Source organism: Exiguobacterium sp. s22, assembly GCF_018617455.1.
Classification (GTDB): Bacteria; Bacillota; Bacilli; order Exiguobacteriales; family Exiguobacteriaceae; genus Exiguobacterium.
Map to the genome: position 1 here is coordinate 274,085 of NZ_JACSKD010000004.1, position 23,245 is coordinate 297,329.

The window sequence follows — 23,245 nt, forward strand, 5'->3', positions numbered from 1 at the left end:
AACTATATTCTGGTTCACTACTAGGTCATAAATGTCGAAATAAGAAATGTAATTTCTTTTAACGTTAATTCTCTTCACGTTGCATAGTCTTTGCTGTTCGCTGCAACGCAAACCCGAAGGCAAACAGCGAAGCGATGACTGCGGACATCGTATAGATTGAATCGATGAATGCCAGATAGATTCCGAACAGTCCAAGACCGAAACTCAATAAGAAGAGAATGAGGAGTCTCGGATGTTGTTTCAGCGTCTGTTTCATCGGCTCGGGACGTTCAACTGGCAACCCGTGCCGTCCGTCACGAGAAGATTCGAATTGAACACTTGCCCGTCACTTTTCAAGACGAGCGTACGACGGTCTTCGAGGAAGTCGATTTTCATCTGTTCGTCTAAAAACACTTTCGTCCAGCTTTTGATTAAGATGGGCCCAAGATTCGAGTCGATTTCGACGTCTTCTGGAGTCGTCTCTGTGACGTATCGAATTTCAAAGATTCCACTGTTCCCACAGCCGCAACCTTCCGTCTCATAGAAAAGGTGCATCTGTCCCTTTCGTTCGCCTTTCAATGACTCGATTCGTTCGAGCGCGCGTTCTGTAATGTGTACATGCATGTGTATCACTCCTTATCTTCATTATACGCCGATTGAAAAAAGAATGAAAAAGGGATGCATTCTGTTTTCCACCTTTCAGAAAAAAGCGTACACTTAATGTTTAGAAGGGGGTAAGAGAATGTTTGCACGTTTTTTTAGTTATTATCGACCACATAAGAAGTTATTCATCCTCGACTTTTCATTCGCAATTCTCGTCGGACTGCTTGAACTCGGGTTTCCGCTCGCCGTTCAATGGTTCATCGACGACTTGTTGCCGGGTGGGGAATGGAACTGGATTATCATCGTCAGCATCGGCCTGTTGATTCTTTACATATTGGCCATGATGATGCAGTATGTCGTCAACTACTGGGGACATAAGCTCGGCATCAACATCGAGACGGACATGCGGGAAGAGCTGTTCACGCATATCCATAAACAATCGTTCCGCTTCTTTGATAATCATAAGACCGGCCATTTGATGAGCCGGGTCACGAACGACTTGTTCGATATCGGGGAAGTGGCGCACCATGGGCCGGAAGATTTCTTTATCGCCATCATGACACTACTCGGTGCGTTCGGGATCATGTTCTCGATTGATCCGGAACTCGCACTCGTCACCGTTGTCGCGGTACCGTTCCTGATCATTATGATCACGTATGCGAATAAGAACATGAACAAGGCGTGGCAAAAGATGTACACGAACATCGGGGAAGTGAACGCGCGCGTCGAGGACAGCGTGTCCGGGGCACGTGTCGTCCAATCGTTTACGAACGAGGCGTTCGAGATTGGACGTTTCCAAAAAGACAACAACTTCTATCGTGGCTCGAAGATTGAGGCGTATCGCGTCATGAGTACATCGCTCGCGGGCATTTACATCACGACGCGTCTCATGACGTTGCTCGTCCTCGTCTACGGGGCGTACTTGACGTACGAGGGGCAGTTATCATACGGACAGCTCGTGGGGTTCATCTTGTACATGAACTTACTCATCAAGCCGATTGAAAAGATCACGGCGCTTCTCGAAATGTATCCGAAAGGGATGGCCGGGTTCAAACGGTTCACGCAGTTGCTCGATGAGGAGCCGGATATCGAGAACCGTGCGAATGCGATTGAAGTCGAGACGTTGAAAGGCGATATCGTCTTTGACGACGTCTCGTTTGGCTACTCGGACTACCGCCAAGTGTTGACGGATATCGACTTGTCGATTGAGGCAGGGACAACCGTGGCCTTGGTCGGAACGAGTGGGGCAGGGAAGACGACCATCTGTTCACTCATCCCTCGCTTTTATGACGTCACGAAGGGTGCCATCTCGATTGACGGGTTGGACATCCGGGATATGACGAAAGAGAGCTTACGTCGCCAAATCGGAATCGTGCAACAAGACGTCTTCTTGTTTGCGGGAACGCTACGGGAAAATATTGCTTACGGGAAGCTCGATGCGACCGATGCAGATATCATGCATGCGGTCGAGAAAGCGCATCTTGGGACGCTCGTCGAGGAACTCGAGCACGGTCTCGACACACAAATCGGGGAACGTGGACTGAAGCTCTCGGGTGGTCAGAAACAACGCATTGCCATTGCGCGCATGTTCTTGAAAAATCCGCCGATTTTAATTTTGGATGAGGCGACCTCAGCGCTCGATACGGAGACCGAGGCCATCATTCAAGATTCATTGAATGAACTGGCGGCGAATCGAACGACACTCATCATCGCCCATCGTTTAGCGACAGTAAAGAATGCCGACCGCATTCTCGTCGTGACGGCGGAAGGAATCGTAGAAGATGGAACGCATGAAGAACTTAGCCAAAAAGGTGGCGTCTTCACGAACCTGTTACAACGTCAACAACTATAAATCGAGGGCTGCCTGGTAGAGGGTGGCCCTTTTTGGCGTGATAACAGCATTTCGTGGGTAAATACATATGGATGAACGAAAGAGAAGGAGGAAGACCCACCATGAAAGCTGTACAAGTTGTAGGATATGGGGATGTCGATCAACTCCAAGTCGTCGATATCCCGAAACCGACTCCGAAAGCGGGAGAGGTTCTAATCAAGGTACGCGCTTGCGCGATTAACAATACGGAAATATGGATGCGAGAAGGGGCGTATGGAACTGGCGAGAAGTCAGGGTGGCGCCCGGAAGGCGTCCAGTTCCCACGCATTCCCGGTTCAGACATCACAGGTGAAGTCGTCGAGCTCGGGGATGGGGTCGACCAAGGGATGATGGGTCGACACGTCGTTTTATTCCCGTTCACTTCGAGCGGACCTGAGCGGAAAGAACATTTGTCGGACGATATGTCCTTTATTGGATCAGAGTATGACGGAGGGTATGCAGAATATGTCGCCTGGCCGGCCGACCTTTGTTTTGATATGCCACTTGATGATTTCGTCGAGAGTGCGGTCTTTTCTGTGAGCGGACTTACAGCGTGGCATATGAACGAGCAGTTACACATTCGTTCTGGTGAGACGATTGTCGTCACGGGGGCGAGCGGTGGGGTCGGCTCACTCAACGTTCAAATTGCGGCGAACGTTTTTGGTGCGAAGGTGTTCGCTATCGTCGGTGATTTGAAAAATGAGCAAGCGTTGAAAGCGTTCGGGGCGACCGAAGTGTTCTCTTATCGTTCTGAGACGCTCGCTGAGGACATCATCGCCGCGAACAGTGGACCGGTCGATGCGGTGCTTGATGTCGTCGGGGATGCATTGTTCGATGTGTCTCTTCAAGTATTGAAGAAGGGTGGGAAGTTCTGTATTTCCGGTTCTGCTGGCGGACAGACGACCCATCTCGATTTTCGGACACTCTACTTGAAACATATCGCCATGTACGGGTCTGTGCTCGGGACACGGCATGAGTTCGCAGAGATGTTGCGCTCGATCGCTGAAGGGAAACTAAAACCGGTCATTGATCGGACGTTCCCACTCGAAGAGGCGCGTGAGGCACAAACCTATTTCAAACAATCCGGTAAATTCGGAAAGATCGTCTTGATTCCGAACATATAAAAAGAGAGGGAAGCAATCCCTCTCTTTTTCATGCGAATTTTACTTTGAGTCGATCGATGTAATCGATGAATAATCGGAAGCGTTCTAACCAGAACTGGAAGAATGGACCGATGAGGAAGATCGACAGGACGGTACCGAAGAAAAGTGGTCCACCGAGTGCCCAACCGATGAGGCAAGCAGTCAGCTCCATCCAAGTCCGCATGGCACGGACAGACGTGTTAAAATGGTCTGCTAAGGCGAGCGTCAATCCGTCGCGTGGACCAGCCCCGTATCCGACAGCAACATAGAGTCCGGCTCCCATCCCCATGACAAATATCCCGAACGTGAGCCAAACGATATTCACCATAATCCCTTCAAAAACAGGGAGCCATTGCTCGTTTAAAATCAGGTTCATAAATACCCCGACAAACACCGCGTTGACGAGCGTGCCGAACTGAGGACGGACGCGGTCGAGTATGTATTTGAATAGGACGAGTAGAAGTCCGACGCATAAGATGACCGTTCCGATTGAAATCGGGAGATGGTGGGCAATCCCAATATGGAGGACATCCCACGTGGACACTCCAAGATCTGCCGTGATCATGATGGATGACCCAAGTGCGAGTAAGAACAACCCGGTCATGAAAAGACCCCATTTGAAGAGAATACGTAAAAAGTGGATGGATCGGACTTGCACGAACATCGCCTCGTTTCAAAAGAATGATTGATTTATCTTAGCATAGGAGATGGAAAAACATGAAAAAAACGTCTCAGCATTTAAGCTGAGACGCTCGATTTATTTCTTCGGTGATTTCTTTGCTTTGTTCTTTTTATAGTAATCGTAGACGAACGGTGCGACCGCCGTCGCGATTTTGATTAATGTTCCTATTTTGCCTTTCTTAGCCATTATGTTGCACCCCTTTCTCTTCTAGAACAATATATTCCACACAATTTGATTTTAAAAACATATCTCGAGCACATTCCAACCTCATGAATGGAATCATAACGCATCATACTAAGAAGTGGAGGAGGTCTATTCATGAAGACAATCATTTGGTACCAAAACGATTTACGTGTCGACGATCATTTGCCGCTTGAGGAAGCACTTCGCCATGACGACCCGATTGAAGGTCATTTTTTCATCAGTCCGAATCAGTTCGTTGAAAATCGTTATGGTGTCATTCCGCTCGGGAACGAACGACTCCATTTCCTGAAAGAATCGTTAGAGGATGTGGCCGGTTCATTGGATGCGCTTGGAATCCCATTTCACGTGCATGTCGGTCATCCGCTCGAAACACTCAATCCGAATGACCGTCTCTTGTTTCAACGGGCCATCGGGTACAATGAGCGCCGGCGTGAAGATGAGGTGATAAAAAAGTGGAATGGGGAGTACAAAACGTTTGAAGGCTTCACATTGTTTGATGAAGAAGACATCCCGTTCGAGAAGATGCCGTTTCTCTTCACAGAGTTCCGAAAAAAGGTCGAATATGATGTCCGTCCTCGTGAACTGATTTCCCGAAAGGCGACGGCTACCACGCGCGAGGTGACGTTTTCGTTTCCGATTCAAGAAGTTGAGAAAGATCCAAGGACAGCATTTCCGTTTAAAGGTGGCGAACTGGCAGCGAAGCGTCGATTAAATGACTATTTGTCCGTGCCGATTCGAACGTATAAGGAGACGAGAAATGGGTTTGGGGTCGATGACTCGACGAAGCTATCTGCGTATTTAGCGAACGGATCGTTATCGCCACGACGGATATTTTATGAACTTGAAGCGCATGAACGTACACATGGGGTGAACGAATCGACTTATTGGCTCTACTTTGAACTACTATGGCGTGAATTTTTCCAATGGGTCGCGTTCGTACAAGGGAAAAAACTGTTTCGGTCACAAGGCATCCGCTCGAAACGAAAGGACTGGCGAGTCGATCCGGATGTCATCGAAAAATGGCGACAGGGCGAAACGGGTGTCGATTTTGTCGATGCGTTCATGCGTGAACTGAATGCGACGGGATGGATGTCCAATCGGGGACGACAAGTCGTTGCCAATTATTTCGCCAAAGAGTTAGAGCAAGACTGGCGCTACGGGGCTGCCTACTTTGAATCGAAACTGGTCGATTACGATGTCGCAAGTAATTGGGGGAATTGGGCGTACCAAGCGGGTGTCGGGAACGACTCACGAGACCGCCGTTTCAACATCGAACGTCAGCAGTTCACGTACGACCCAAATCGTGAGTTTCGCAACAAATGGTTGTGACCAAACTGTCACGATAAGTCGGTGTTTCTCATTGACTTCTTTTTACAGAAGCGCTATAGTTAAATCAACAGATGGGATACCTGAGGTGTACGAGAGCCGCCTTCGTTATTTTGAGCCAACACTTTGAATACGGGAGACCGAACTGCTAACCAGATCAACTGCCTCATCACGTGCAGGAGGACTTGTGAAGGAAACGCTAGGTCACCCACCTGCATACGCAGGTTCAAAAGCAGGGCATCGTCACGGCACTCCGGGCCCCATTGATTTTTTTGTAAATACGTCGCGAGACGTCTTTTTTTTGAATATAATTCCGAGTAAAATAGTATGAGAAAATAGGATTAGTTGGAGGAAGAAATATGTTACACCAGTTTTCACGTAATGAATTGGCCATCGGTTCAGAAGGTCTTGATGCATTAAAGAATAAAACGGTCGCGATTTTAGGAGTCGGTGGCGTCGGATCGTTCGCCGCAGAGGCACTTGCCCGCAGCGGTGTCGGACGCATCGTCCTCGTCGATAAAGACGACATCGACATCACGAACGTCAACCGTCAGATCCATGCACTGTTGTCGACGGTCGGTCAACCGAAAGTCGAAGCGATGGGCAAACGTCTCCTCGACATCAACCCGGACCTTGACCTCGTCCAATTAAAAATGTTCTATACAGAAGAAACATATGAGGAGTTCTTCGCGCAAAAGATCGATTACGTCATCGATGCGTCAGATACGATCATTTATAAGATTCATTTAATCGTAGAGTGTAAGCGTCGCGGCATCCCGGTCATCTCGAGTATGGGGATGGCAAACAAGATGGACCCGACGCGTATCAAAGTCGTCGACATTAAAGATACGTCATATGACCCGATCGCGAAGATGGTCCGTACCCGTCTACGTAAAGAAAAAATCTACAAAGGTGTCCCGGTCGTCTTCTCAGATGAGTCTCCAATCGTGACACGCGAAGACGTGAATGAAGTCGTCGGGAAGAAAGATGCGCCGATCCGTAAAGCGAAGATGCCACCGAGTTCGAACGCGTTCGTCCCATCGGTTGCAGGACTTGTCGCTGCCGGCTATGTCATTAACGACTTGCTCGAACAAGCGGGCATAGAAATCAATCGCATCCAAAAATAAAACGACGCGGGCTCATTTCGAGTCGCGTCGTTTTTCCCAATAGTCGAGCCGCTTTTGAATTTGTTGCTCAAATCCACGTGGCGTCGGTTTATAGTAATTTGGTCGTTTTCTAGCCAAATTCTCTGGCCAGTAGTTTTGAGGAACGAACCCGTCTTTTTCGTCATGTGGATATTTGTATCCGACCCCGTTTCCGAGTTCACGTGCTCCTGGACTATGGGCGTCACGCAGGTGTACGGGTACAGGTCCACCCTCAACTGTCCGGACGTGATGGAGCGCCTTGTCAATCGCGGTGATGACCGCGTTCGATTTCGGTGCGGTCGCCAAATAGAGAACAGCTTCGGCAATCGGGATGCGGGCTTCTGGGAAACCGATATATTCGCTCGCACGAGCCGCCGCATCGACGATAAGAAGCGCGTTCGGATCGCTCATTCCGATATCTTCGGCGGCATGGACGTAAAGACGACGCATGATGAAGCGTGGCGATTCGCCAGCCTCAATCATGACGGCTAACCAGTAAAGCGCCGCATCCGGGTCCGACCCACGAATCGATTTGATGAACGCCGAGATGACGTCATAATGTCGGTCACCCGTCTTATCGTATTTGATCGATTTCTGTTGGATCGACTCTTCCGCTACCTCAAGTGTGATATGAATTTGTCCTTCCACCTCAGGCGTTGTCAAGACGGCGAGTTCGAGTGCGTTCAATAGGACACGATAGTCACCATCCGCCATTTTGATATAATGGTCTGCAGCAGCTTCATCCATCTTGACGGGATAATTTCCGAGACCGCGTGAGTCGTGTAGCGCCCGCTCAAGGACGATACGTAACTCCTCGGCACCTGGTGGCTCAAGTCGAAATACGGTCGCCCGTGACAAGAGAGCGGCGTTCACTTCAAAACTCGGGTTTTCGGTCGTCGCTCCGATGAGGACGAGCTTGCCGGACTCAAGGGCCGGGAGGAGCGCATCCTGCTGGAGCTTATTGAACCGGTGAATCTCATCTAAAAAGAGAATCGTCCGTTCGTCTTCATAGTCGAAGCGGGACTCTGCTTCACGAATGACGTTTCGCAATTCATCGAGTTTTGCTGTGACGGCGTTCAATTGGACGAATGTCGCTTTCGTGTAATTCGAAATGACACGGGCGAGTGTCGTCTTCCCGGTGCCCGGTGGACCGTATAGGATAATCGTACCGAGTCGGTCGGCTTCGATGGCACGGCGAAGCAGCTTCCCCTCACCGATGATATGGCGCTGACCGATGACGTCATCTAACGTTTCGGGGCGCATGCGGTTGGCGAGCGGTCCGCCATTCGATTGATGAAACAAATCAGGCATACGTAACCATTCCTTTCGACAAACGTTTGTTCGATTAGTATAACAGAAGGAGACTTGAAGATGAAAATATCTACAAAAGGCCGTTATGGCTTAACGATCATGATTGCATTGGCGCGTGAGACGGACAATAAGCCGCTCAGCTTAAAGAAGATTGCGGCACGCCATGAGTTGCCGGAGCATTATTTGGAGCAGTTGATCGGTCCACTCCGGAATGGGGGACTCGTCAAGAGTGTACGCGGTGCGTACGGCGGCTATCAGCTCGTCAAACCGGCAGAAGATGTGACGGCGGGTGAAATCATTCGGTTGCTCGAGGGACCATTAGCCATCGTCGAAGATTCTGAAGCAGATGATGCGGTGAAACGAAAGCTATGGGATAAAATCAAAGATGCCATCGATACCGTCCTTGACGAAACGACACTTGCGGATCTCGCTGAAGAAGAGTCAGACGGCTACATGTTTTATATTTAAGAACGAGGTGACCTTAGATGAACTATTTTGATCACGCTGCGACGACGCCGATGCGACCGGAAGTCCTCGAAGCGATGACACCGTACTTTTTAGAAACATACGGGAACGCATCGAGCATCCACGGAATCGGGCGTAACGCTCGGGCGGCACTCGATTCGTCTCGTCGCGTCCTCGCCAAATGGATTGGTGCTTCACCGAACGAGATCGTCTTCACGTCAGGTGGGACGGAGTCGGATAACTATGCATTGTTCGGTGCGGCATATGCCCACAAAGAAAAGGGCACACACATCATCACGACAAAAGTCGAACACCATGCCGTCCTTCATGCGATGGAACAGCTTGAGCGTGAAGGTTTCGACGTCACATATCTTGATGTCGATGCCTCAGGAGCGGTCGATATAGAAGCGTTCCGGGTCGCGTTACGAGATGACACGATTCTCGTATCGATTATGTACGGAAACAATGAGGTCGGGACACGCCAGCCGATTCAAGAAATCGGGGAGTTGTTACAAGACCATCAGGCTCTCTTCCATACCGATGCGGTACAAGCGCTCGGTACAGAAGAAATTGATGTGAAGGCGATTCATGTCGATTTATTGTCGGCGTCCGCACATAAAGTGAATGGACCAAAAGGTATCGGTTTTCTTTTCATGAAAACAGGTGTAAAATTAGCGTCACGTTCTTTTGGTGGACAACAAGAACGTAAACGTCGAGCCGGCACGGAAAATGTTCCGGGTGCCGTCGGATTCCAAAAAGCAGCTGAACTCGTCATGATAGAGCGTGAAGACCGAGTGGCTATCTATGAGTCGCTCGATCTCGCACTACGTCAACGCCTTGACGAACTAGGCGTATCTTATGAGGTGAATGGATCAAATCGTTTACCTCACATCGTGAACTTATACCTTCCTGGAATTGACCTTGAACCCTTCCTCATCATGATGGATATGCGGGGCATGGCGATTTCAAGCGGAAGTGCCTGCACGGCAGGGTCGGTCGAACCGTCCCACGTATTGTCGGCGATGTACGGGGATTCTGAGCGGACACGTCAGTCAGTTCGAATCAGTTTTGGCCACGGCAACTCGGTCGAGGACGCGAAACGGCTCGCGGAGCGACTTCAAGAAGTCGTCTCGACATTTATGAACGGAGTGAGATAGATGAATTTACGCACGAAAGCCCCTGAAGAGACGACGGTCGTCGTCGGGATGTCAGGTGGCGTCGATTCATCGGTGACGGCCCATGTGTTGAAAGAACAAGGGTATAACGTCATCGGGATTTTTATGAAAAACTGGGACGACACGGACGAAAACGGTGTATGTACGGCGACAGAGGACTATGAGGACGTCATCGCCGTCGCGAACCAAATCGGGATCCCTTATTATGCGGTCAACTTTGAAAAAGAATATTGGGACCGTGTCTTTGAATATTTCTTGGCAGAATATCGTCTCGGTCGTACACCGAACCCGGACGTCATGTGTAACAAAGAAATTAAATTCAAGGCGTTCCTTGACCATGCGCTTCGACTCGGTGCCGACTTTGTCGCAACCGGACACTATGCACAAGTGGAATACGTCGATGGCGAACACCGCTTGTTGCGCGGGAAAGACGACAACAAAGACCAAACGTATTTCTTGAATCAGTTGTCGCAAGATCAACTCGCGCGGACGATGTTCCCGATCGGTCATATGGACAAGAAAGATGTACGTGTCATTGCTGAAGAAGCAGGACTCGCGACAGCGAAGAAAAAAGATTCGACGGGAATCTGCTTTATCGGTGAGCGGAACTTTAAAGAGTTCTTGTCGGAATACCTTCCGTCACAACCTGGTGAAATGCGGACGCTCGACGGTGTCGTCAAAGGACGTCATGACGGGTTGATGTATTACACGCTCGGACAACGTCACGGTCTCGGCATCGGTGGCGACGGGGACCCTTGGTTCGTCGTCGGAAAAGATGTCGAGAACAATGTCTTGTTCGTTGGACAAGGCTTCCATCACGATGCGCTCTATTCAGATGCGCTCCTCGCTTCGAAACTTTCATGGACGGGAGCTGCTCCTGCAGGAGAGTTCCGGGCAACGGCGAAGTTCCGTTATCGTCAACAAGATGTCCCGGTCACGGTCGCTCCGCTCGAAAATGGCGAAGTCCTCGTCAAGTTCGATGAGCCACAACGTGCCATCACGCCAGGGCAAGCGGTCGTCTTCTATGACGGCGACATCTGCCTCGGTGGGGCGACGATTGACGAAGCGTACCGCAACGGCAAACGACTCGACTATATCGGATGAGGTGATTGATATGAACGCAAACGAACAAGGCATCCAAGCGATGCAGCAAGGTGAATTCGAACAGGCAGCCAAACATTTCAACGAGGCGATTGAAGCGAACCCGACAGACCCGACTGGTTTCGTCAATATGGGGACGTTGCTTCAGGCGATCAACGATTACGATCGTGCCGTCATCTTCTATGACAAAGCGATTGAGCTCGATGGCTCATTTGGTGCCGCGCACTATGCGAAAGGTGCTCTTGCCTATGAACTCGAGCAATTGGAGTCGGCAGAGGCATCGCTTCGCCAAGCGCTCCTTTCGGGGATGGACGATGCCGATCTTCATTTCATGCTCGGTTTGACGTACAAGGCGATGGGTGACTTCGTCCGCGCGATGCCACGCCTACGTGAAGCGAAGAAGCAATCGCCGGAAGACGTGGAAATCACGTTCCAATACGGACTTGCCCTCGCACAAAGTGAACAGCTCGAAGAGGCGGTCGTCGCGTTAGAAGAGACGCTCGACCTCGATGCGAGTCATACGGATGCTCGTTACAACTTGGCGATCGCGTATGCTTTCTTGGGTGACCAGGAACGGACGTATGCCGAGCTACAACGCGTCCTTGAGATGCAACCACACCACGAACTCGCACGTGACGCCATCGCGAAGATGGATGCACTACTTGGAAACTGAAACGTATGAAGACGAAAGTGCCATCGCAATAGAGCGATGGCACTTTTTTAGGGATTGAAATCAAAGTTGTTTCGTCGTGATTTTAACAGGTTCTCCGGCAAACTCGCCGTATGCTTCGTCCATATTTTTCGTATACAGTTCGATGATGTTATGGCTCGGGTCTTTAAAGTACGCCGAGCGTTCCTTCCCATTCTTCGTCTCATCCTCGTCCCACGTCCGAAGTTTTACAGGGACATCCGTTTCATCTAGAATTTCGAGTGCCTTCTCAAACGAATCCATCGGAACGAAGAACGCGCAGTGAACGTGGACTCCACCTTCATCGTAGAGCGTGTCCCACTCCGTCACGTCTTGTTTCCGGTTCGCATCCTCTTCTTCTGTGAAGTTCCGTTTTAACCAAAGCCCTAACCGTGTGTTGCCTCCGATATAGAGCCACGTTGCCCACGGTTCGTTTGCCTGTTCTTGTGACTCGCTCGGTTCGGCATCGTCTCCGACCCATTGTTCGACGACAGGAAGACCTAATTTTTCATGCCAAAAGGCTACGGCTTCGTTCATGTCTGTCACTTCTAATACGAGTTCGCATAATCCGCTGACTGGAATTCGATTGCCCATAGATGATTCCTCCTTCAATGTGTCATTCGAACAGTTCCCCGTTTCATTAAATCAAAAACGCGACTAGCTGTGTTAAAGGGGGGGAATGACAACCTATAGAAGGAGGTCGAGTGGCTTGCGAAAATACAGCATGGTCAGTGTGATCCTATTTTTTATTGTCGAATATGTGTGGTTGAATCAATTATTTGAATCGGTAAATGAACGATTAGCGAACGGGAAATGGACGAACACGATTTTATATCAAGTGGTCGTTGAACCGCAAGGACTCTTAACGATATTACTCTTTTTGTTTGTGGCGCTCCTCATTGTCGGATGGATGGTTCATTATGTGTACAGTGAACAGAAGTCTTGGCAGGATACGTCTGAACATGTCGGTGTGGGGTGGGTCGTTCCATTGATTCTTGCAGTACTCGGATTCCTTATTCCGAACGTATACGTCCAAGTCGGGATGTTACTCTTACAATTGACGTTTATCCCGCTCATCCCATTCATCCATCAGACCGTCCCATTTTGGAAAGTCGTGACGAACTGGTTGATTCAACTGGTGGTCATCGGACTCGTCTTGTTTGGGGCGAGGGGGATGCTTGAGGACTCGATTCGCATTGAAAAGACCGAGCTCTTCACAAAACTTGAAGCATATCAGGCGTCTGGGGACTTGGATAGGATCCAGCGTTTAATGGAAGAAGTGGACCTAGATCAGGTCGAACGCATCTTGGACCGAGTAGACCTTGAACAACTCATTCGTATTTTGGAAGTCGTCGATCTCGACCGAATCGAGCAAATCTTGAGTCTATTCGACTAGGGCATTTGTTCAATCGATTCATCTCGGGCTATAATGGATGGTGGAAAAATAGCTGGAGGTGTCGGATATGATGGCAGCACCTTATGAGTTGACTGGAAAAGTCATTCGAGTCCTGTTTCAATCAGAAGAAGAGGCGCATACGATTGCGCTCGTACGTATAAAAGAAAAGAATTTTGAGACGGACGAGACCGAGATGGTCATCGCAGGCGTCGGGGTTGGCATCGAGAAAGGCGAGACGTATAAGGCGCACGGTCGTCTCGTTGATCATCCCCGATTCGGGAAACAGATGAAGGCGGATTGGATTCGCCGTGTCGTCCCGATGACGAAACGAGCTGCCGTCCGCTTTTTGACGAACGGGTCTTTCCCTGGAATCGGTCAAAAGACGGCACAGAAGATTGCGGATTCACTCGGCGACGATTGTATCGATCAAATCGTGAGACATCCGAGCATCCTGTCCGAGGTCGACGGATTGAAAGAAAAGCAGGCGCGTGTCATCACCGAGCGCCTGAACGTCTTGTACGGGGTCGATCAGTTGCTTTTATTTCTCGCTCCGTTCGACGTGACACCACGTCTCGCCTCAAAAATCCATAAAGAGTATGAAGGACGGGCGATGGAGACGATTGAGAAGAATCCATATGCGCTCATGTACGACGTACAGGGAATCGGCTTCAAGACGGCAGATGCGATTGCGGCGCACTTCGGAATTCAAGGCATTCATCCCGAACGCATTGCGGCAGCGGTGCTTTACGTATTAGAACTTGAACAAGGGAACGGTCATCTTTATGTGACGGCGGAGCAACTTGAAGCGGAGATGCCTCGAATCATCGGGGCCGATCCGGGTGATGCGCTCGTCACGGCATTACAGTCGCTCGCCAAAGAAGAACGGGTCGTCATCGATGACGGGGTCGTCTATCACCCTCGTGTGTTCCGTGCTGAGCGGAAGGCGGCAGAGGAATTGGCACGCATCATGGCGACGTCGACAACTGAAGACGTGGACATGACGACCATCTTTGACGCAATCGGACGTGTCGAGGAGATGTTCTCGATTGAATATGCGACTCAACAACGAGAAGCCATCGAACTCGCGCTCAAATCACCGCTCATGGTTCTCACAGGTGGTCCGGGTACCGGGAAGACGACGGTCGTCCGAGGCATCATTCATGCACTCAGTGACGTCTTTGATTGGAAATTAGACCCCGTTCCGAACCAACCGTTCCCGTTCGTCTTGGCCGCACCAACGGGTCGAGCAGCGAAACGCCTCAGTGAGTCGACAGGGTTACCGGCCTCGACAATCCACCGTCTGTTGAAGTTCGATGGAAGTTCGTTCCAAGTCGATGAGACGAATCCGCTTGTCGGGAAAGTGCTCATCGTCGATGAGGCGTCGATGATTGACATCTTCTTGTTTAGAAGTTTGCTCAAAGCAGTACCAAACGGCATGAAGATCTTGTTCGTCGGAGACCGCGATCAACTCCCGTCTGTCGGACCAGGACAAGTGCTTGCCGATTTGATGGCGACGGACGGGATTCCGGTCGTCCGCCTCGACGTCGTCCACCGTCAGGCGTCGGAGTCGAGCATCCTTCGTCTCGCCCATTCCTTGAACGCCAAGAAAATGCCAGACGATTTGTTGGCGGCGCTACCGGACCGACGCTTCTATACGGCGAACCAAGAGACGGCGCTTCAAGCGATTTGTCAGATGGCGGGAGCGGCCCTTCGGAAAGGGTATTCACCATTTGATATCCAAGTGCTCGCACCGACATATCGAGGCGTGTGTGGAATTGACGGGCTGAATGAAGCACTTCAGAACGTATTCAATCCAAAATCGAGTGCCCGTGAAGTGAAGCATGGGACACGCATTTACCGAAATGGCGATAAAGTGCTTCAGCTCGTCAACAACGCCGAGGAGAACGTCTATAATGGGGATATCGGGGAAATCACGAACATCTTCTACGCCAAAGAGAATGTCGATAAAGTCGACAAGATTTATATCCGATTCGACCAGACAGAGGTCGAGTACAACCGTAGTGATTGGGACCAGTTCACCCACGCTTACGCCATCACAATCCATAAGTCACAAGGATCTGAGTTTCCGATTGTGCTCATGCCGGTCTTCTTTAACGGTGGCTTCCGGTCGTCACGTAACTTGATTTATACAGCCGTGACCCGGGCGAAGAAAAGTTTACTGTTGTTCGGGGACGTACGGGCACTCGAGGCGGCGACACGTGAAGAGGAACCCGTACGACGAACGAAATTGGTAGAACGGTTAGGCGGGAAGTCTTGACGTCTTTCCGAACGCGTGTGATAATGACGAATAGACAACTGAAACGATACAGACGATGAAGGAAATGAGTACGTCGTCACCACCTCTACAGAGACATCTTCCTAGGCTGCGAGAAGATGGAGGTCGGCCGACCGAAGCTATTCTGGAGTCCCCACTCAACCTGGGCGCCTCATCCACGTTAACGGATGTTCGAGGCACGGTGTTTACCGTGCGAACGAGGGTGGTACCACGAAGCGATGCTTTCGTCCCTTTCCACAGGGGCAGGCATCGCTTTTTTTCGTTTCGTTCAGAAATAAGGAGGAATTGTTCATGAAACCGCTCAAATCATTGACTGGCGCACAGATTCGCCAAATGTACTTAGATTTCTTCAAATCGAAAGGGCACAGCGTGGAGCCGAGTGCTTCACTCGTACCGGTTGAAGATCCGACTTTGTTGTGGATCAACTCTGGGGTCGCGACATTGAAAAAATACTTTGATGGACGCGTCATCCCTGCGAACCCACGGATCGTCAACGCTCAAAAATCGATTCGTACGAACGATATCGAGAACGTCGGGAAGACAGCACGTCACCATACTTTCTTCGAAATGCTCGGGAACTTCTCCGTCGGTGAATACTTCCGTGAAGAAGCGATCACATGGGGCTGGGAACTGTTGACGAGCGACGAGTGGTACGGACTCGACCCGGACCGTCTCTCGGTCACGATTCACCCGGACGATGAAGAGTCAAAACAAATCTGGTTGAATCTCGGCATGCCGGCTGACCGCATCATCCCACTTGAAGATAACTTCTGGGAAATCGGTGAAGGCCCATCTGGTCCGAACACGGAGATCTTCTTTGACCGTGGACCGGCATTCGGTGACGACCCGACAGACCCTGAACTTTATCCGGGTGGGGAGAACGAGCGTTACCTTGAAATCTGGAACATCGTGTTCAGCCAATATAACCATGACGGGCACGGGAACTATACAGAACTTCCACGTAAAAACATTGATACAGGGATGGGACTCGAACGGATGGCGAGCGTCCTTCAAGACGTACCGACAAACTTCGATACGGACCTCTTCATGCCGATCATTCGTGAAACTGAAAAAATCAGTGGCGACGTATACCGTCAAGACAGCAGCAAAGACGTTGCCTTCAAAGTCATCGCGGACCACATCCGTACCGTATCGTTCGCAATCGGTGACGGGGCACTCCCGTCAAACGAAGGACGTGGCTATGTCCTCCGTCGTCTTCTCCGTCGTGCTGTCCGTTATGCGAAGATGCTCGGCATCGAACGTCCGTTCATGTATGAGCTCGTCGACGTCGTTGGTGACATCATGGTCGACTTCTACCCACAAGTGAACGAGAAGAAAGACTTCATCAAGAAAGTCATCAAGAACGAGGAAGAGCGTTTCCATGAGACGTTGAACGACGGACTCGCGATTTTGAACGAAGTGGCGAAAGCACAAAAAGCAGCTGGGTCAAACATCATCAGCGGTCAAGATGCATTCCGTCTTTATGACACGTATGGTTTCCCACTCGAATTGACAATCGAATACGCAGAAGACCATCAGATGACGGTCGACGAAGATGGATTCAAAGAAGCGATGAATGAGCAGCGTGAACGTGCACGTCAAGCGCGCGCTGATGTGGAATCGATGCAGATTCAGTCAGGTGTACTCGCGGACATCACGATGCCATCGACGTTCCTCGGTTACAACAATCTTGAAACGAACGCAAAAATCATCAGCTTGATTCACAACGGTGAACTCGCTGACGTCGTCGCTGCTGGAGAAGAAGCACAAGTGATTCTCGATCAGACGCCATTCTACGCAGAGAGCGGCGGTCAAATCGGTGATAAAGGACAAATCGTCGGAGAAGACTTCCTTCTTCGCGTGAAAGATGTGTCGAAAGCACCGAACGGACAGAACTTGCACACGGTCACAGTCGAGTCAGGCGTGGCGAAAGCGGAAGTAGCCGTCACGGCTACTGTCGACCAAGCATCGCGTCAAGCCATCGTCAAGAACCACACGGCGACGCACCTCTTGCACCGCGCACTGAAAGATACGCTCGGTGAGCACGTCAACCAGGCCGGTTCACTCGTGACGCCAGACCGTCTTCGCTTTGACTTCTCTCACTTTGGTCAAGTGACACCTGAAGAGCTTCAATCCATTGAGCGTCAAGTGAATGAGAAGATTTGGGCATCGATCGGTGTCGACATCGAAGAGATGAACATTGCGGATGCGAAAGCAAAAGGAGCGATGGCACTCTTTGGCGAGAAGTATGGGGATGTCGTTCGTGTCGTATCAGCAGGGGATTACTCAGTTGAGCTTTGTGGTGGGATTCACGTCTCCAACACGGCTGAAATCGGACTCTTTAAAATCTTGTCTGAATCAGGGATTGGCGCTGGGACGCGTCGAATTGAAGCGGTCACGGGAGCTGGCGCATATGAAGTGATGAACCAGCAAATCGAAACGCTTGAAGCGACAGCGAAGTTGTTGAAGACGAAACCACTTGAAGTTCCTGCACGCGTGCAAGCACTTCAAGCTGAAATCAAAGAAGTCGAACGTGCTTCAGAGTCGCTCAAAGCGAAGCTTGCTAATATCGAAGCCTCTTCATTGACGGATTCAATCGAAACAATCGGTGGCGTTCAATTGATTGCAAAACGCGTCGATGGACAAGACATGGATGCCCTCCGTAGCATGGTCGATGATTTGAAAGGGAAACTCGGTTCTGCCGTGATTATCCTCGGTTCGGCAAACGGGGAGAAGGTCAACCTCGTCGCAGGTGTGACGAAAGACTTGAACGACCGTGGCTTCCATGCCGGAAAACTCATTAAAGAAGTCGCGACACGCTGCGGTGGTGGCGGTGGCGGTCGTCCAGACATGGCACAAGCAGGTGGCCGTGACGCAACAAAACTGGACGAAGCATTGAAGTTTGCTTCACATTACGTCGAATCACTGGCATAATAGACTGTGAAGTGCAAACGGAAAGAGGTGGATTCTTGTGAGCCAAATGGATCGCACGATGCAATTCAATTTTCCAGAAGATGATCAACGTGCCAACACACGTGAGACGCTGATTACGGTATATCAAGCACTCGAGGAAAAAGGTTATCAACCGATCAATCAAATCGTGGGATACTTATTGTCAGGTGACCCCGCCTATATCCCACGTCATAATGATGCGCGAAACTTGATTCGCAAAATTGAGCGGGATGAACTTCTCGAAGAGTTGGTCAAATCGTATTTGAACGATCGTAGAGAGGATTAATATGAAGCGAGTCATGGGACTCGATGTCGGTTCGAAGACGATTGGTGTCGCGGTAAGTGACCTGATGGGATGGACAGCACAAGGTGTGGAGACGGTCTACTGGACTGAACCCGACTTTGACGAAGCTGTCCGTCTCCTTCATCCGTTCATCGAGCAGTACGATGTGAAAGAAGTTGTCGTCGGTCACCCGAAAAACATGAATGGGACGGTCGGTCCGCGTGGTGAGGCGTCCGAGGCGTTTGCCGAGGCCTTTACGGAACAGACAGGGTTACCGTGCGTGTTGGTGGATGAACGATTGACGACGATGCAAGCGGAACGGATGCTCATTTCAGCAGATGTCAGCCGTAAAAAGAGAAAAGCGGTCATCGACAAAATGGCGGCCGTGATGATTTTACAAAACTACCTGGATCGTTCCGGGAAATAAGGAGGAATCTCTCATGGCAGAAATCCGTCGTGAAGAAGAAATGTACCGTATTCCAGACGAAAATGGAGACGAACATTTATTTGCAGAAATTTTCCGTATGACAAGTGACCGTACGAAGAAGACATTCGTTGTCCTCGAGCCGGTCGGCGCTCCAGAAACAGAAGATGAAGATACAATTGAAGTGTATGCATTTGAAATTGAAGAACTTGAAGATGGCGAATTCATCTTGAAGCTCGTCGAAGACGATGAAGACTTTGACGAAGTGATGGAAGCATTCGACATCGTCAATGACGAAGTCGGTCTAGACTAAATAGGGGACGGGCGGCTAGGGAACATCCCTCGTCGCCTCTCTTTATAAAAAGAACAGGGGAGAAATGCATGAATCATCCATCTATGTCAGATGAGAAACGTGCCCGCAACCGGATCGTCCGTCGCATTACGGTTGTCATCCTTGCCATCTTCCTTCTCGTCATCGCCACAGGGTCGGCGCTCGCTTACGTCTTTGTGAAGCGCTCTGTCGAACCGATTGACCCCACTTCAACTGAAACGGTCGAGGTCGAAATCCCGCTCGGTGCCGGTTCGGGATATATTGGTGAATTACTTGAAGAGAACGGGCTTGTAAGGAATAGCACGATTTTCCGTTTCTACACACGCTTTAAGAACGAATCATCGTTCCAGGCGGGGACGTATACGTTGTCTCCGTCACAATCAATCGATGAATTGATTGAAACGTTGCAAACAGGTAAAGTCATAGTGGTCCCAGATATCAAGCTCGTCATTCCGGAAGGATTCACAATCGATCAGGTGATCACGCGACTCGCTAAGGTTGCCGAAATCCCGAAAGAAGAGATTTCTGAGCAGTTGAGCGACCGTGAATACATTCAGTCTCTCGTGAATGAGCATGAGATGTTGACGGATGAAGTATTGCAGGACGGGATTTATCATCCGCTTGAAGGATACCTGTTCCCAGCCACCTATGAGTTTAATAAAGGGGTCACACTCAACGAGATTATCGATGAGATGTTGAAACCGACAGAAAGTATGTACCAAGAATACAAAGATCGTCTAGCCGATTCCGGACGCACGTTCCATGAAACGCTCTCGCTCGCATCTGTTGTCGAGAAAGAGGCCGTGTCGACGGAAGACCGAAAAGAAATTGCCGGTGTATTCGAGAATCGCTTGAACGACGGGATGAAATTACAATCTGACCCGACCGTTTGGTACGGTACTGGGGAGTCATCGATTTTCACTTCATTTGCTGACCTTGAGAACGACTCGCTATACAATACGTATCGTTATGAAGGTATTCCAATCGGGCCAATCGCGGCTGTTAGCCGTGACGCGTTCGAGGCGGTGTTGAATCCAAATGATACAGAGAACATCTACTTCTACGCACGCCCTCCACGTGAAGGGTTCCCGAATGGGGAAGTCTTGTTCGAAGTCGATTATGAGGCTCACCAACAAAACGTCAATAAATACCGTTCCGAATGGGAAGCGTTTGAAGAAGCAAACAGTAATTGATGGGACGACCGGAAGCGGATGCTTCCGGTCGTTTGAATGAAGAGAGTTAAGAGGTGGAACGAGTGGACCATGCATCCTATGAAGGATATGTAGAACAGTTGATCAATGACCGCTCCCCGCTGTTGATGGAGATGGAGGCGTTCGCACGTGTTCATCATGTTCCAATCATGGATTTGACCGGATCGGAAGTGTTGCTCTCCTTATTGGCGATGCAACGGCCGGCCCGTATCCTTGAAGTGGGGACGGCTATCGGTTATAGTGCCATTCGCATGGCGGAGTTGTTACCAGAGGCGGAAATCGTCACGATTGAACGAAATGCGCGACGATTCGAAGAGGCGACGGGGTTCATCGGTCGATCGGATGTACACGATCGGATCACGCTCATCCATGGCGATGCCGTCGATCTGATTGGAACGATTGAAGGTGAGTTCGATGCTGTATTTATTGACGCGGCAAAAGGACAATATCAAAAATTTTTTGATGGGTATGGCGCTTTAGTACCAATTGGTGGTACGATTTACAGCGATAATTTGTTTTTACGAGGGGACGTCTTGCTTGAGGATGTGTCAGTACTTGACCGACGCCGACGCAGGCTCGTTCGTCTCGTTAAACAGTTTACTGAGCAATTGATGGCACGGACCGATTATCATACTGCAATTTTTCCCCTTGGTGATGGCCTAGCAATCAGTCGTAAATTACGATGAGGAGGACTTAACTTTGATGCAACATAAACCCGTCATTATTGGCGTGGCCGGGGGTACCGGATCAGGAAAAACGACCGTGGCCCGCGCGCTCGTTGATGCGTTTCAAGGTCAATCGGTCGTCATGATCGAACAAGACGCGTATTATAAAGACCAATCAGAGATGACGATGGAGGAACGATACAAAACGAATTACGACCACCCCTTCGCCTTTGATAACGATTTGCTAATTGAACATATCCAACAATTACAACAGCATCAAGCTGTCGAAAAGCCGGTATATGATTATGCCGCTCATACACGGTCAGATGAGACGATTTTGATCGAACCGGTCGATGTCGTCATCGTAGAGGGGATTTTGGCACTTGAGGATGCCCGTTTGCGTGAATTGATGGATATTAAAGTGTTCGTGGATACCGATGCTGACGTTCGAATTTTACGACGCATGCAGCGTGATATCAATGAACGTGGACGTTCAATCGACTCGGTCGTGGCGCAGTACACGAATGTCGTCCGCCCGATGCATTTGCAGTTCTGCGAACCGACGAAGCGTTATGCAGACATCATCGTTCCTGAAGGCGGAGAAAACTTTGTTGCCATTGACTTACTTGTGACAAAAATCCGTTGGGTGCTCACTGAGCGCAATCGCGCGTGAGGAAATAAATCGTTTTCAATTCAACCCTAGCTGTAATATACTAGGAGACAATGAAGGAGTGACAGAAATGGCTGAAAAACAACACTATATGACGTTAGACGGAAAAGCGAAAATCGAGAATGAATTAAACGAACTGAAGACGGTACGCCGTAAAGAAGTCGTGGAAAATATTAAGATTGCTCGTGATTTCGGTGACTTGTCAGAAAACGCGGAATATGACGCGGCGAAAGAAGAACAAGCGATGGTCGAAGGACGAATCGCTCAATTAGAAGAAATGCTCCGCAATGCGGTCATCATCCAAGATGATGCAGGCGACAACTCGATTGTCTCGATCGGGAAAACGGTCACATTCTTCATTCAAGAAGACAATGAAGATGAAACGTACACAATCGTCGGTGGCGCAGAGGCCGATCCGTTCACAGGAAAAATTTCGAACGAATCACCAATCGCGAAGGCGCTTCTTGGACGTACGATCGGAGATGTCGTCACGGTACAAACACCGGGCGGCGACATGATTGTCGAAATCAAAGAAATCAAATAATGCGAAGAGCGATTTCCTTTTTGGAAGTCGCTCTCTTTCTGAGGAGGAATCGGAATGAAGGTTGGAATTATCGGTGCGATGGAAGAAGAAGTGAACTTGCTTCGGAACGAGTTGACAGAACGGGTAGACACAGAGATCGCTAACTATCACTTTTATGAAGGGTACCTGGGCAACATGCAAGTCGTCATTTTGAAGTCAGGCATCGGCAAAGTCAATGCCGCTATCGGGACGACATTGTTGATCGATAAATTTAAGCCGGATGTCGTCATCAATACCGGTTCTGCAGGTGGGTTCAAAAAAGGAATGAAAGTCGGGGACGTCGTGGTCTCGACAGAAGTTCGCCACCACGACGTCGATGTGACGGCGTTCGGATATGAATATGGTCAAGTACCAGGCATGCCACCTGCCTATGAGGCGGATGCAACATTAATCAGTGTCTGTAAAGACGTGATTGAAAATCTACCGGATGTGAACGTTCACCAAGGTTTGATTGTGACAGGTGATTCATTCATTAACGATTCGAGACGCGTATCCGAAATTCTTGGACATTTTGATGGTGTCGCTGCAGTTGAAATGGAGGCTGCACCGATCGCCCAAACGTGCTATCAGTTTGGCGTCCCATTCGTTGTCACCCGTTCGATTTCGGACAGTGCGGATGAAGAAGCGAACTTATCGTTTGATGAGTTCTTAGAGACGGCCTCGATTAATTCTGCGAAGATGGTCATGGCCGTCACAAAGCGTTTAGAACAATCTTGACCAAACCATACCGAGGAGGATGCATT

The 23,245-nt window shown here is 49.8% G+C and carries 24 protein-coding genes and 1 other RNA gene; 20 read left to right on the forward strand and 5 right to left on the reverse strand.

Annotated elements, in window-relative coordinates; all coding sequences use genetic code 11:
• Positions 1 to 64: 64 nt before the first annotated feature.
• Both KNO94_RS09370 and KNO94_RS09375 read right to left on the reverse strand, forming a co-directional pair.
• Complete coding sequence (locus KNO94_RS09370) at positions 65 to 256, reverse strand: hypothetical protein (protein WP_214779116.1); 192 nt, start codon at positions 254 to 256, stop codon at positions 65 to 67.
• Complete coding sequence (locus KNO94_RS09375; RefSeq protein WP_214779118.1) at positions 253 to 603, reverse strand: iron-sulfur cluster biosynthesis family protein; 351 nt, start codon at positions 601 to 603, stop codon at positions 253 to 255. The genes KNO94_RS09370 and KNO94_RS09375 overlap by 4 nt, the downstream gene beginning before the upstream one ends.
• A 118-nt stretch (positions 604 to 721) precedes the next feature.
• On the opposite strand from KNO94_RS09375, the gene KNO94_RS09380 reads away from it, so the two are divergent.
• Together KNO94_RS09380 and KNO94_RS09385 are read left to right on the forward strand one after the other, a co-directional pair.
• Positions 722 to 2,434 carry an ABC transporter ATP-binding protein gene (locus KNO94_RS09380; protein WP_214779121.1) on the forward strand — a complete coding sequence of 571 codons (1,713 nt, stop codon included), beginning with the start codon at positions 722 to 724 and terminating at the stop codon, positions 2,432 to 2,434.
• Between the two features lie 101 nt (positions 2,435 to 2,535).
• On the forward strand, positions 2,536 to 3,576 hold the full coding sequence (locus tag KNO94_RS09385) for an alcohol dehydrogenase family protein (RefSeq protein WP_214779123.1): 1,041 nt from the start codon (positions 2,536 to 2,538) through the stop codon (positions 3,574 to 3,576).
• A gap of 28 nt (positions 3,577 to 3,604) precedes the next feature.
• Here the strand turns inward: KNO94_RS09385 and KNO94_RS09390 are convergent, their stop codons facing one another.
• Complete coding sequence (locus KNO94_RS09390) at positions 3,605 to 4,258, reverse strand: YczE/YyaS/YitT family protein (protein WP_214779125.1); 654 nt, start codon at positions 4,256 to 4,258, stop codon at positions 3,605 to 3,607.
• A 336-nt stretch (positions 4,259 to 4,594) separates the two neighbouring features.
• Between KNO94_RS09390 and KNO94_RS09395 the strand changes: the two genes are divergently transcribed.
• From KNO94_RS09395 to KNO94_RS09405, 3 genes are all read left to right on the forward strand, one after another.
• Positions 4,595 to 5,809, forward strand: a complete 1,215-nt coding sequence (locus tag KNO94_RS09395; protein ID WP_214779127.1) for a DASH family cryptochrome — start codon at positions 4,595 to 4,597, stop codon at positions 5,807 to 5,809.
• A 74-nt stretch (positions 5,810 to 5,883) separates the two neighbouring features.
• A non-coding RNA gene (gene ssrS, locus KNO94_RS09400) (6S RNA) lies at positions 5,884 to 6,070 on the forward strand.
• Between the two features lie 95 nt (positions 6,071 to 6,165).
• Positions 6,166 to 6,933, forward strand: a complete 768-nt coding sequence (locus KNO94_RS09405; RefSeq protein ID WP_214779129.1) for a tRNA threonylcarbamoyladenosine dehydratase — start codon at positions 6,166 to 6,168, stop codon at positions 6,931 to 6,933.
• Positions 6,934 to 6,945: 12 nt separating this feature from the next.
• On the opposite strand, the gene KNO94_RS09410 is transcribed toward KNO94_RS09405, so the two are convergent.
• Entirely contained in the window at positions 6,946 to 8,262 is a 1,317-nt protein-coding gene (locus KNO94_RS09410; protein WP_214779131.1) for a replication-associated recombination protein A, read from the reverse strand.
• A 60-nt stretch (positions 8,263 to 8,322) separates the two neighbouring features.
• Here KNO94_RS09410 and cymR point away from each other — a divergent pair, with 60 nt between their 5' ends.
• The 4 genes from cymR to KNO94_RS09430 are packed head-to-tail and all read left to right on the forward strand — an operon-like array spanning position 8,323 to position 11,676.
• On the forward strand, positions 8,323 to 8,730 hold the full coding sequence (cymR, locus tag KNO94_RS09415; protein ID WP_214739762.1) for a cysteine metabolism transcriptional regulator CymR: 408 nt from the start codon (positions 8,323 to 8,325) through the stop codon (positions 8,728 to 8,730).
• Between the two features lie 17 nt (positions 8,731 to 8,747).
• Positions 8,748 to 9,884: a cysteine desulfurase family protein gene (locus KNO94_RS09420; protein WP_214779133.1), complete on the forward strand. Its 1,137-nt coding sequence runs from the start codon at positions 8,748 to 8,750 to the stop codon at positions 9,882 to 9,884.
• Complete coding sequence (gene mnmA / locus KNO94_RS09425; RefSeq protein WP_214779135.1) at positions 9,885 to 11,006, forward strand: tRNA 2-thiouridine(34) synthase MnmA; 1,122 nt, start codon at positions 9,885 to 9,887, stop codon at positions 11,004 to 11,006.
• Positions 11,007 to 11,016: 10 nt separating this feature from the next.
• Positions 11,017 to 11,676, forward strand: a complete 660-nt coding sequence (locus KNO94_RS09430) for a tetratricopeptide repeat protein (protein WP_214779137.1) — start codon at positions 11,017 to 11,019, stop codon at positions 11,674 to 11,676.
• Between the two features lie 60 nt (positions 11,677 to 11,736).
• Here KNO94_RS09430 and KNO94_RS09435 read toward each other — a convergent pair whose 3' ends face one another.
• Entirely contained in the window at positions 11,737 to 12,285 is a 549-nt protein-coding gene (locus KNO94_RS09435; protein WP_214779140.1) for a VOC family protein, read from the reverse strand.
• A 115-nt stretch (positions 12,286 to 12,400) separates the two neighbouring features.
• On the opposite strand from KNO94_RS09435, the gene KNO94_RS09440 reads away from it, so the two are divergent.
• The 11 genes from KNO94_RS09440 to mtnN all read left to right on the forward strand — a co-directional run bounded on the left by KNO94_RS09440 (position 12,401) and on the right by mtnN (position 23,219).
• Positions 12,401 to 13,087, forward strand: coding sequence for a hypothetical protein (locus tag KNO94_RS09440; RefSeq protein ID WP_214779143.1), 687 nt, complete (start codon positions 12,401 to 12,403; stop codon positions 13,085 to 13,087).
• 70 nt (positions 13,088 to 13,157) lie between these two features.
• The gene (gene recD2 / locus KNO94_RS09445) at positions 13,158 to 15,365 is read left to right on the forward strand and encodes an SF1B family DNA helicase RecD2 (RefSeq protein ID WP_251125903.1); all 2,208 of its coding nucleotides are present in this window, start codon (positions 13,158 to 13,160) and stop codon (positions 15,363 to 15,365) included.
• A 309-nt stretch (positions 15,366 to 15,674) separates the two neighbouring features.
• Positions 15,675 to 18,317: an alanine--tRNA ligase gene (gene alaS / locus KNO94_RS09450; protein WP_214779147.1), complete on the forward strand. Its 2,643-nt coding sequence runs from the start codon at positions 15,675 to 15,677 to the stop codon at positions 18,315 to 18,317.
• A 37-nt stretch (positions 18,318 to 18,354) separates the two neighbouring features.
• A complete protein-coding gene (locus tag KNO94_RS09455; protein ID WP_015881196.1) occupies positions 18,355 to 18,621 on the forward strand; it encodes an IreB family regulatory phosphoprotein in 267 nt (88 codons plus the stop codon).
• A gap of 1 nt (position 18,622) precedes the next feature.
• Complete coding sequence (gene ruvX / locus KNO94_RS09460; protein WP_214779149.1) at positions 18,623 to 19,045, forward strand: Holliday junction resolvase RuvX; 423 nt, start codon at positions 18,623 to 18,625, stop codon at positions 19,043 to 19,045.
• A gap of 13 nt (positions 19,046 to 19,058) precedes the next feature.
• Positions 19,059 to 19,355 (forward strand): DUF1292 domain-containing protein, encoded by a 297-nt coding sequence (locus tag KNO94_RS09465; protein WP_214739778.1) that lies wholly within the window; start codon positions 19,059 to 19,061, stop codon positions 19,353 to 19,355.
• 68 nt (positions 19,356 to 19,423) lie between these two features.
• Entirely contained in the window at positions 19,424 to 20,566 is a 1,143-nt protein-coding gene (mltG, locus tag KNO94_RS09470) for an endolytic transglycosylase MltG (protein WP_214739780.1), read from the forward strand.
• A gap of 62 nt (positions 20,567 to 20,628) precedes the next feature.
• Positions 20,629 to 21,270 (forward strand): O-methyltransferase, encoded by a 642-nt coding sequence (locus KNO94_RS09475; protein ID WP_214779177.1) that lies wholly within the window; start codon positions 20,629 to 20,631, stop codon positions 21,268 to 21,270.
• Between the two features lie 16 nt (positions 21,271 to 21,286).
• Positions 21,287 to 21,922, forward strand: a complete 636-nt coding sequence (gene udk / locus KNO94_RS09480; protein WP_214739782.1) for a uridine kinase — start codon at positions 21,287 to 21,289, stop codon at positions 21,920 to 21,922.
• A 67-nt stretch (positions 21,923 to 21,989) separates the two neighbouring features.
• Positions 21,990 to 22,463 (forward strand): transcription elongation factor GreA, encoded by a 474-nt coding sequence (greA, locus tag KNO94_RS09485; RefSeq protein WP_214739784.1) that lies wholly within the window; start codon positions 21,990 to 21,992, stop codon positions 22,461 to 22,463.
• Positions 22,464 to 22,517: 54 nt separating this feature from the next.
• Entirely contained in the window at positions 22,518 to 23,219 is a 702-nt protein-coding gene (gene mtnN, locus KNO94_RS09490; RefSeq protein ID WP_214779151.1) for a 5'-methylthioadenosine/S-adenosylhomocysteine nucleosidase, read from the forward strand.
• Positions 23,220 to 23,245 lie beyond the last annotated feature (26 nt).

What these genes read in the sequence shown, in the direction of transcription:
- KNO94_RS09370 (WP_214779116.1), bottom strand. Translation starts at nt 256, where the DNA reads ATGAAACAGACGCTGAAACAACATCCGAGACTCCTCATTCTCTTCTTA.
- KNO94_RS09375 (WP_214779118.1), bottom strand. Translation starts at nt 603, where the DNA reads ATGCATGTACACATTACAGAACGCGCGCTCGAACGAATCGAGTCATTG.
- KNO94_RS09380 (WP_214779121.1), top strand. Translation starts at nt 722, where the DNA reads ATGTTTGCACGTTTTTTTAGTTATTATCGACCACATAAGAAGTTATTC.
- KNO94_RS09385 (WP_214779123.1), top strand. Translation starts at nt 2,536, where the DNA reads ATGAAAGCTGTACAAGTTGTAGGATATGGGGATGTCGATCAACTCCAA.
- KNO94_RS09390 (WP_214779125.1), bottom strand. Translation starts at nt 4,258, where the DNA reads ATGTTCGTGCAAGTCCGATCCATCCACTTTTTACGTATTCTCTTCAAA.
- KNO94_RS09395 (WP_214779127.1), top strand. Translation starts at nt 4,595, where the DNA reads ATGAAGACAATCATTTGGTACCAAAACGATTTACGTGTCGACGATCAT.
- KNO94_RS09405 (WP_214779129.1), top strand. Translation starts at nt 6,166, where the DNA reads ATGTTACACCAGTTTTCACGTAATGAATTGGCCATCGGTTCAGAAGGT.
- KNO94_RS09410 (WP_214779131.1), bottom strand. Translation starts at nt 8,262, where the DNA reads ATGCCTGATTTGTTTCATCAATCGAATGGCGGACCGCTCGCCAACCGC.
- cymR (WP_214739762.1), top strand. Translation starts at nt 8,323, where the DNA reads ATGAAAATATCTACAAAAGGCCGTTATGGCTTAACGATCATGATTGCA.
- KNO94_RS09420 (WP_214779133.1), top strand. Translation starts at nt 8,748, where the DNA reads ATGAACTATTTTGATCACGCTGCGACGACGCCGATGCGACCGGAAGTC.
- mnmA (WP_214779135.1), top strand. Translation starts at nt 9,885, where the DNA reads ATGAATTTACGCACGAAAGCCCCTGAAGAGACGACGGTCGTCGTCGGG.
- KNO94_RS09430 (WP_214779137.1), top strand. Translation starts at nt 11,017, where the DNA reads ATGAACGCAAACGAACAAGGCATCCAAGCGATGCAGCAAGGTGAATTC.
- KNO94_RS09435 (WP_214779140.1), bottom strand. Translation starts at nt 12,285, where the DNA reads ATGGGCAATCGAATTCCAGTCAGCGGATTATGCGAACTCGTATTAGAA.
- recD2 (WP_251125903.1), top strand. Translation starts at nt 13,158, where the DNA reads ATGGCAGCACCTTATGAGTTGACTGGAAAAGTCATTCGAGTCCTGTTT.
- alaS (WP_214779147.1), top strand. Translation starts at nt 15,675, where the DNA reads ATGAAACCGCTCAAATCATTGACTGGCGCACAGATTCGCCAAATGTAC.
- ruvX (WP_214779149.1), top strand. Translation starts at nt 18,623, where the DNA reads ATGAAGCGAGTCATGGGACTCGATGTCGGTTCGAAGACGATTGGTGTC.
- KNO94_RS09465 (WP_214739778.1), top strand. Translation starts at nt 19,059, where the DNA reads ATGGCAGAAATCCGTCGTGAAGAAGAAATGTACCGTATTCCAGACGAA.
- mltG (WP_214739780.1), top strand. Translation starts at nt 19,424, where the DNA reads ATGAATCATCCATCTATGTCAGATGAGAAACGTGCCCGCAACCGGATC.
- udk (WP_214739782.1), top strand. Translation starts at nt 21,287, where the DNA reads ATGCAACATAAACCCGTCATTATTGGCGTGGCCGGGGGTACCGGATCA.
- greA (WP_214739784.1), top strand. Translation starts at nt 21,990, where the DNA reads ATGGCTGAAAAACAACACTATATGACGTTAGACGGAAAAGCGAAAATC.
- mtnN (WP_214779151.1), top strand. Translation starts at nt 22,518, where the DNA reads ATGAAGGTTGGAATTATCGGTGCGATGGAAGAAGAAGTGAACTTGCTT.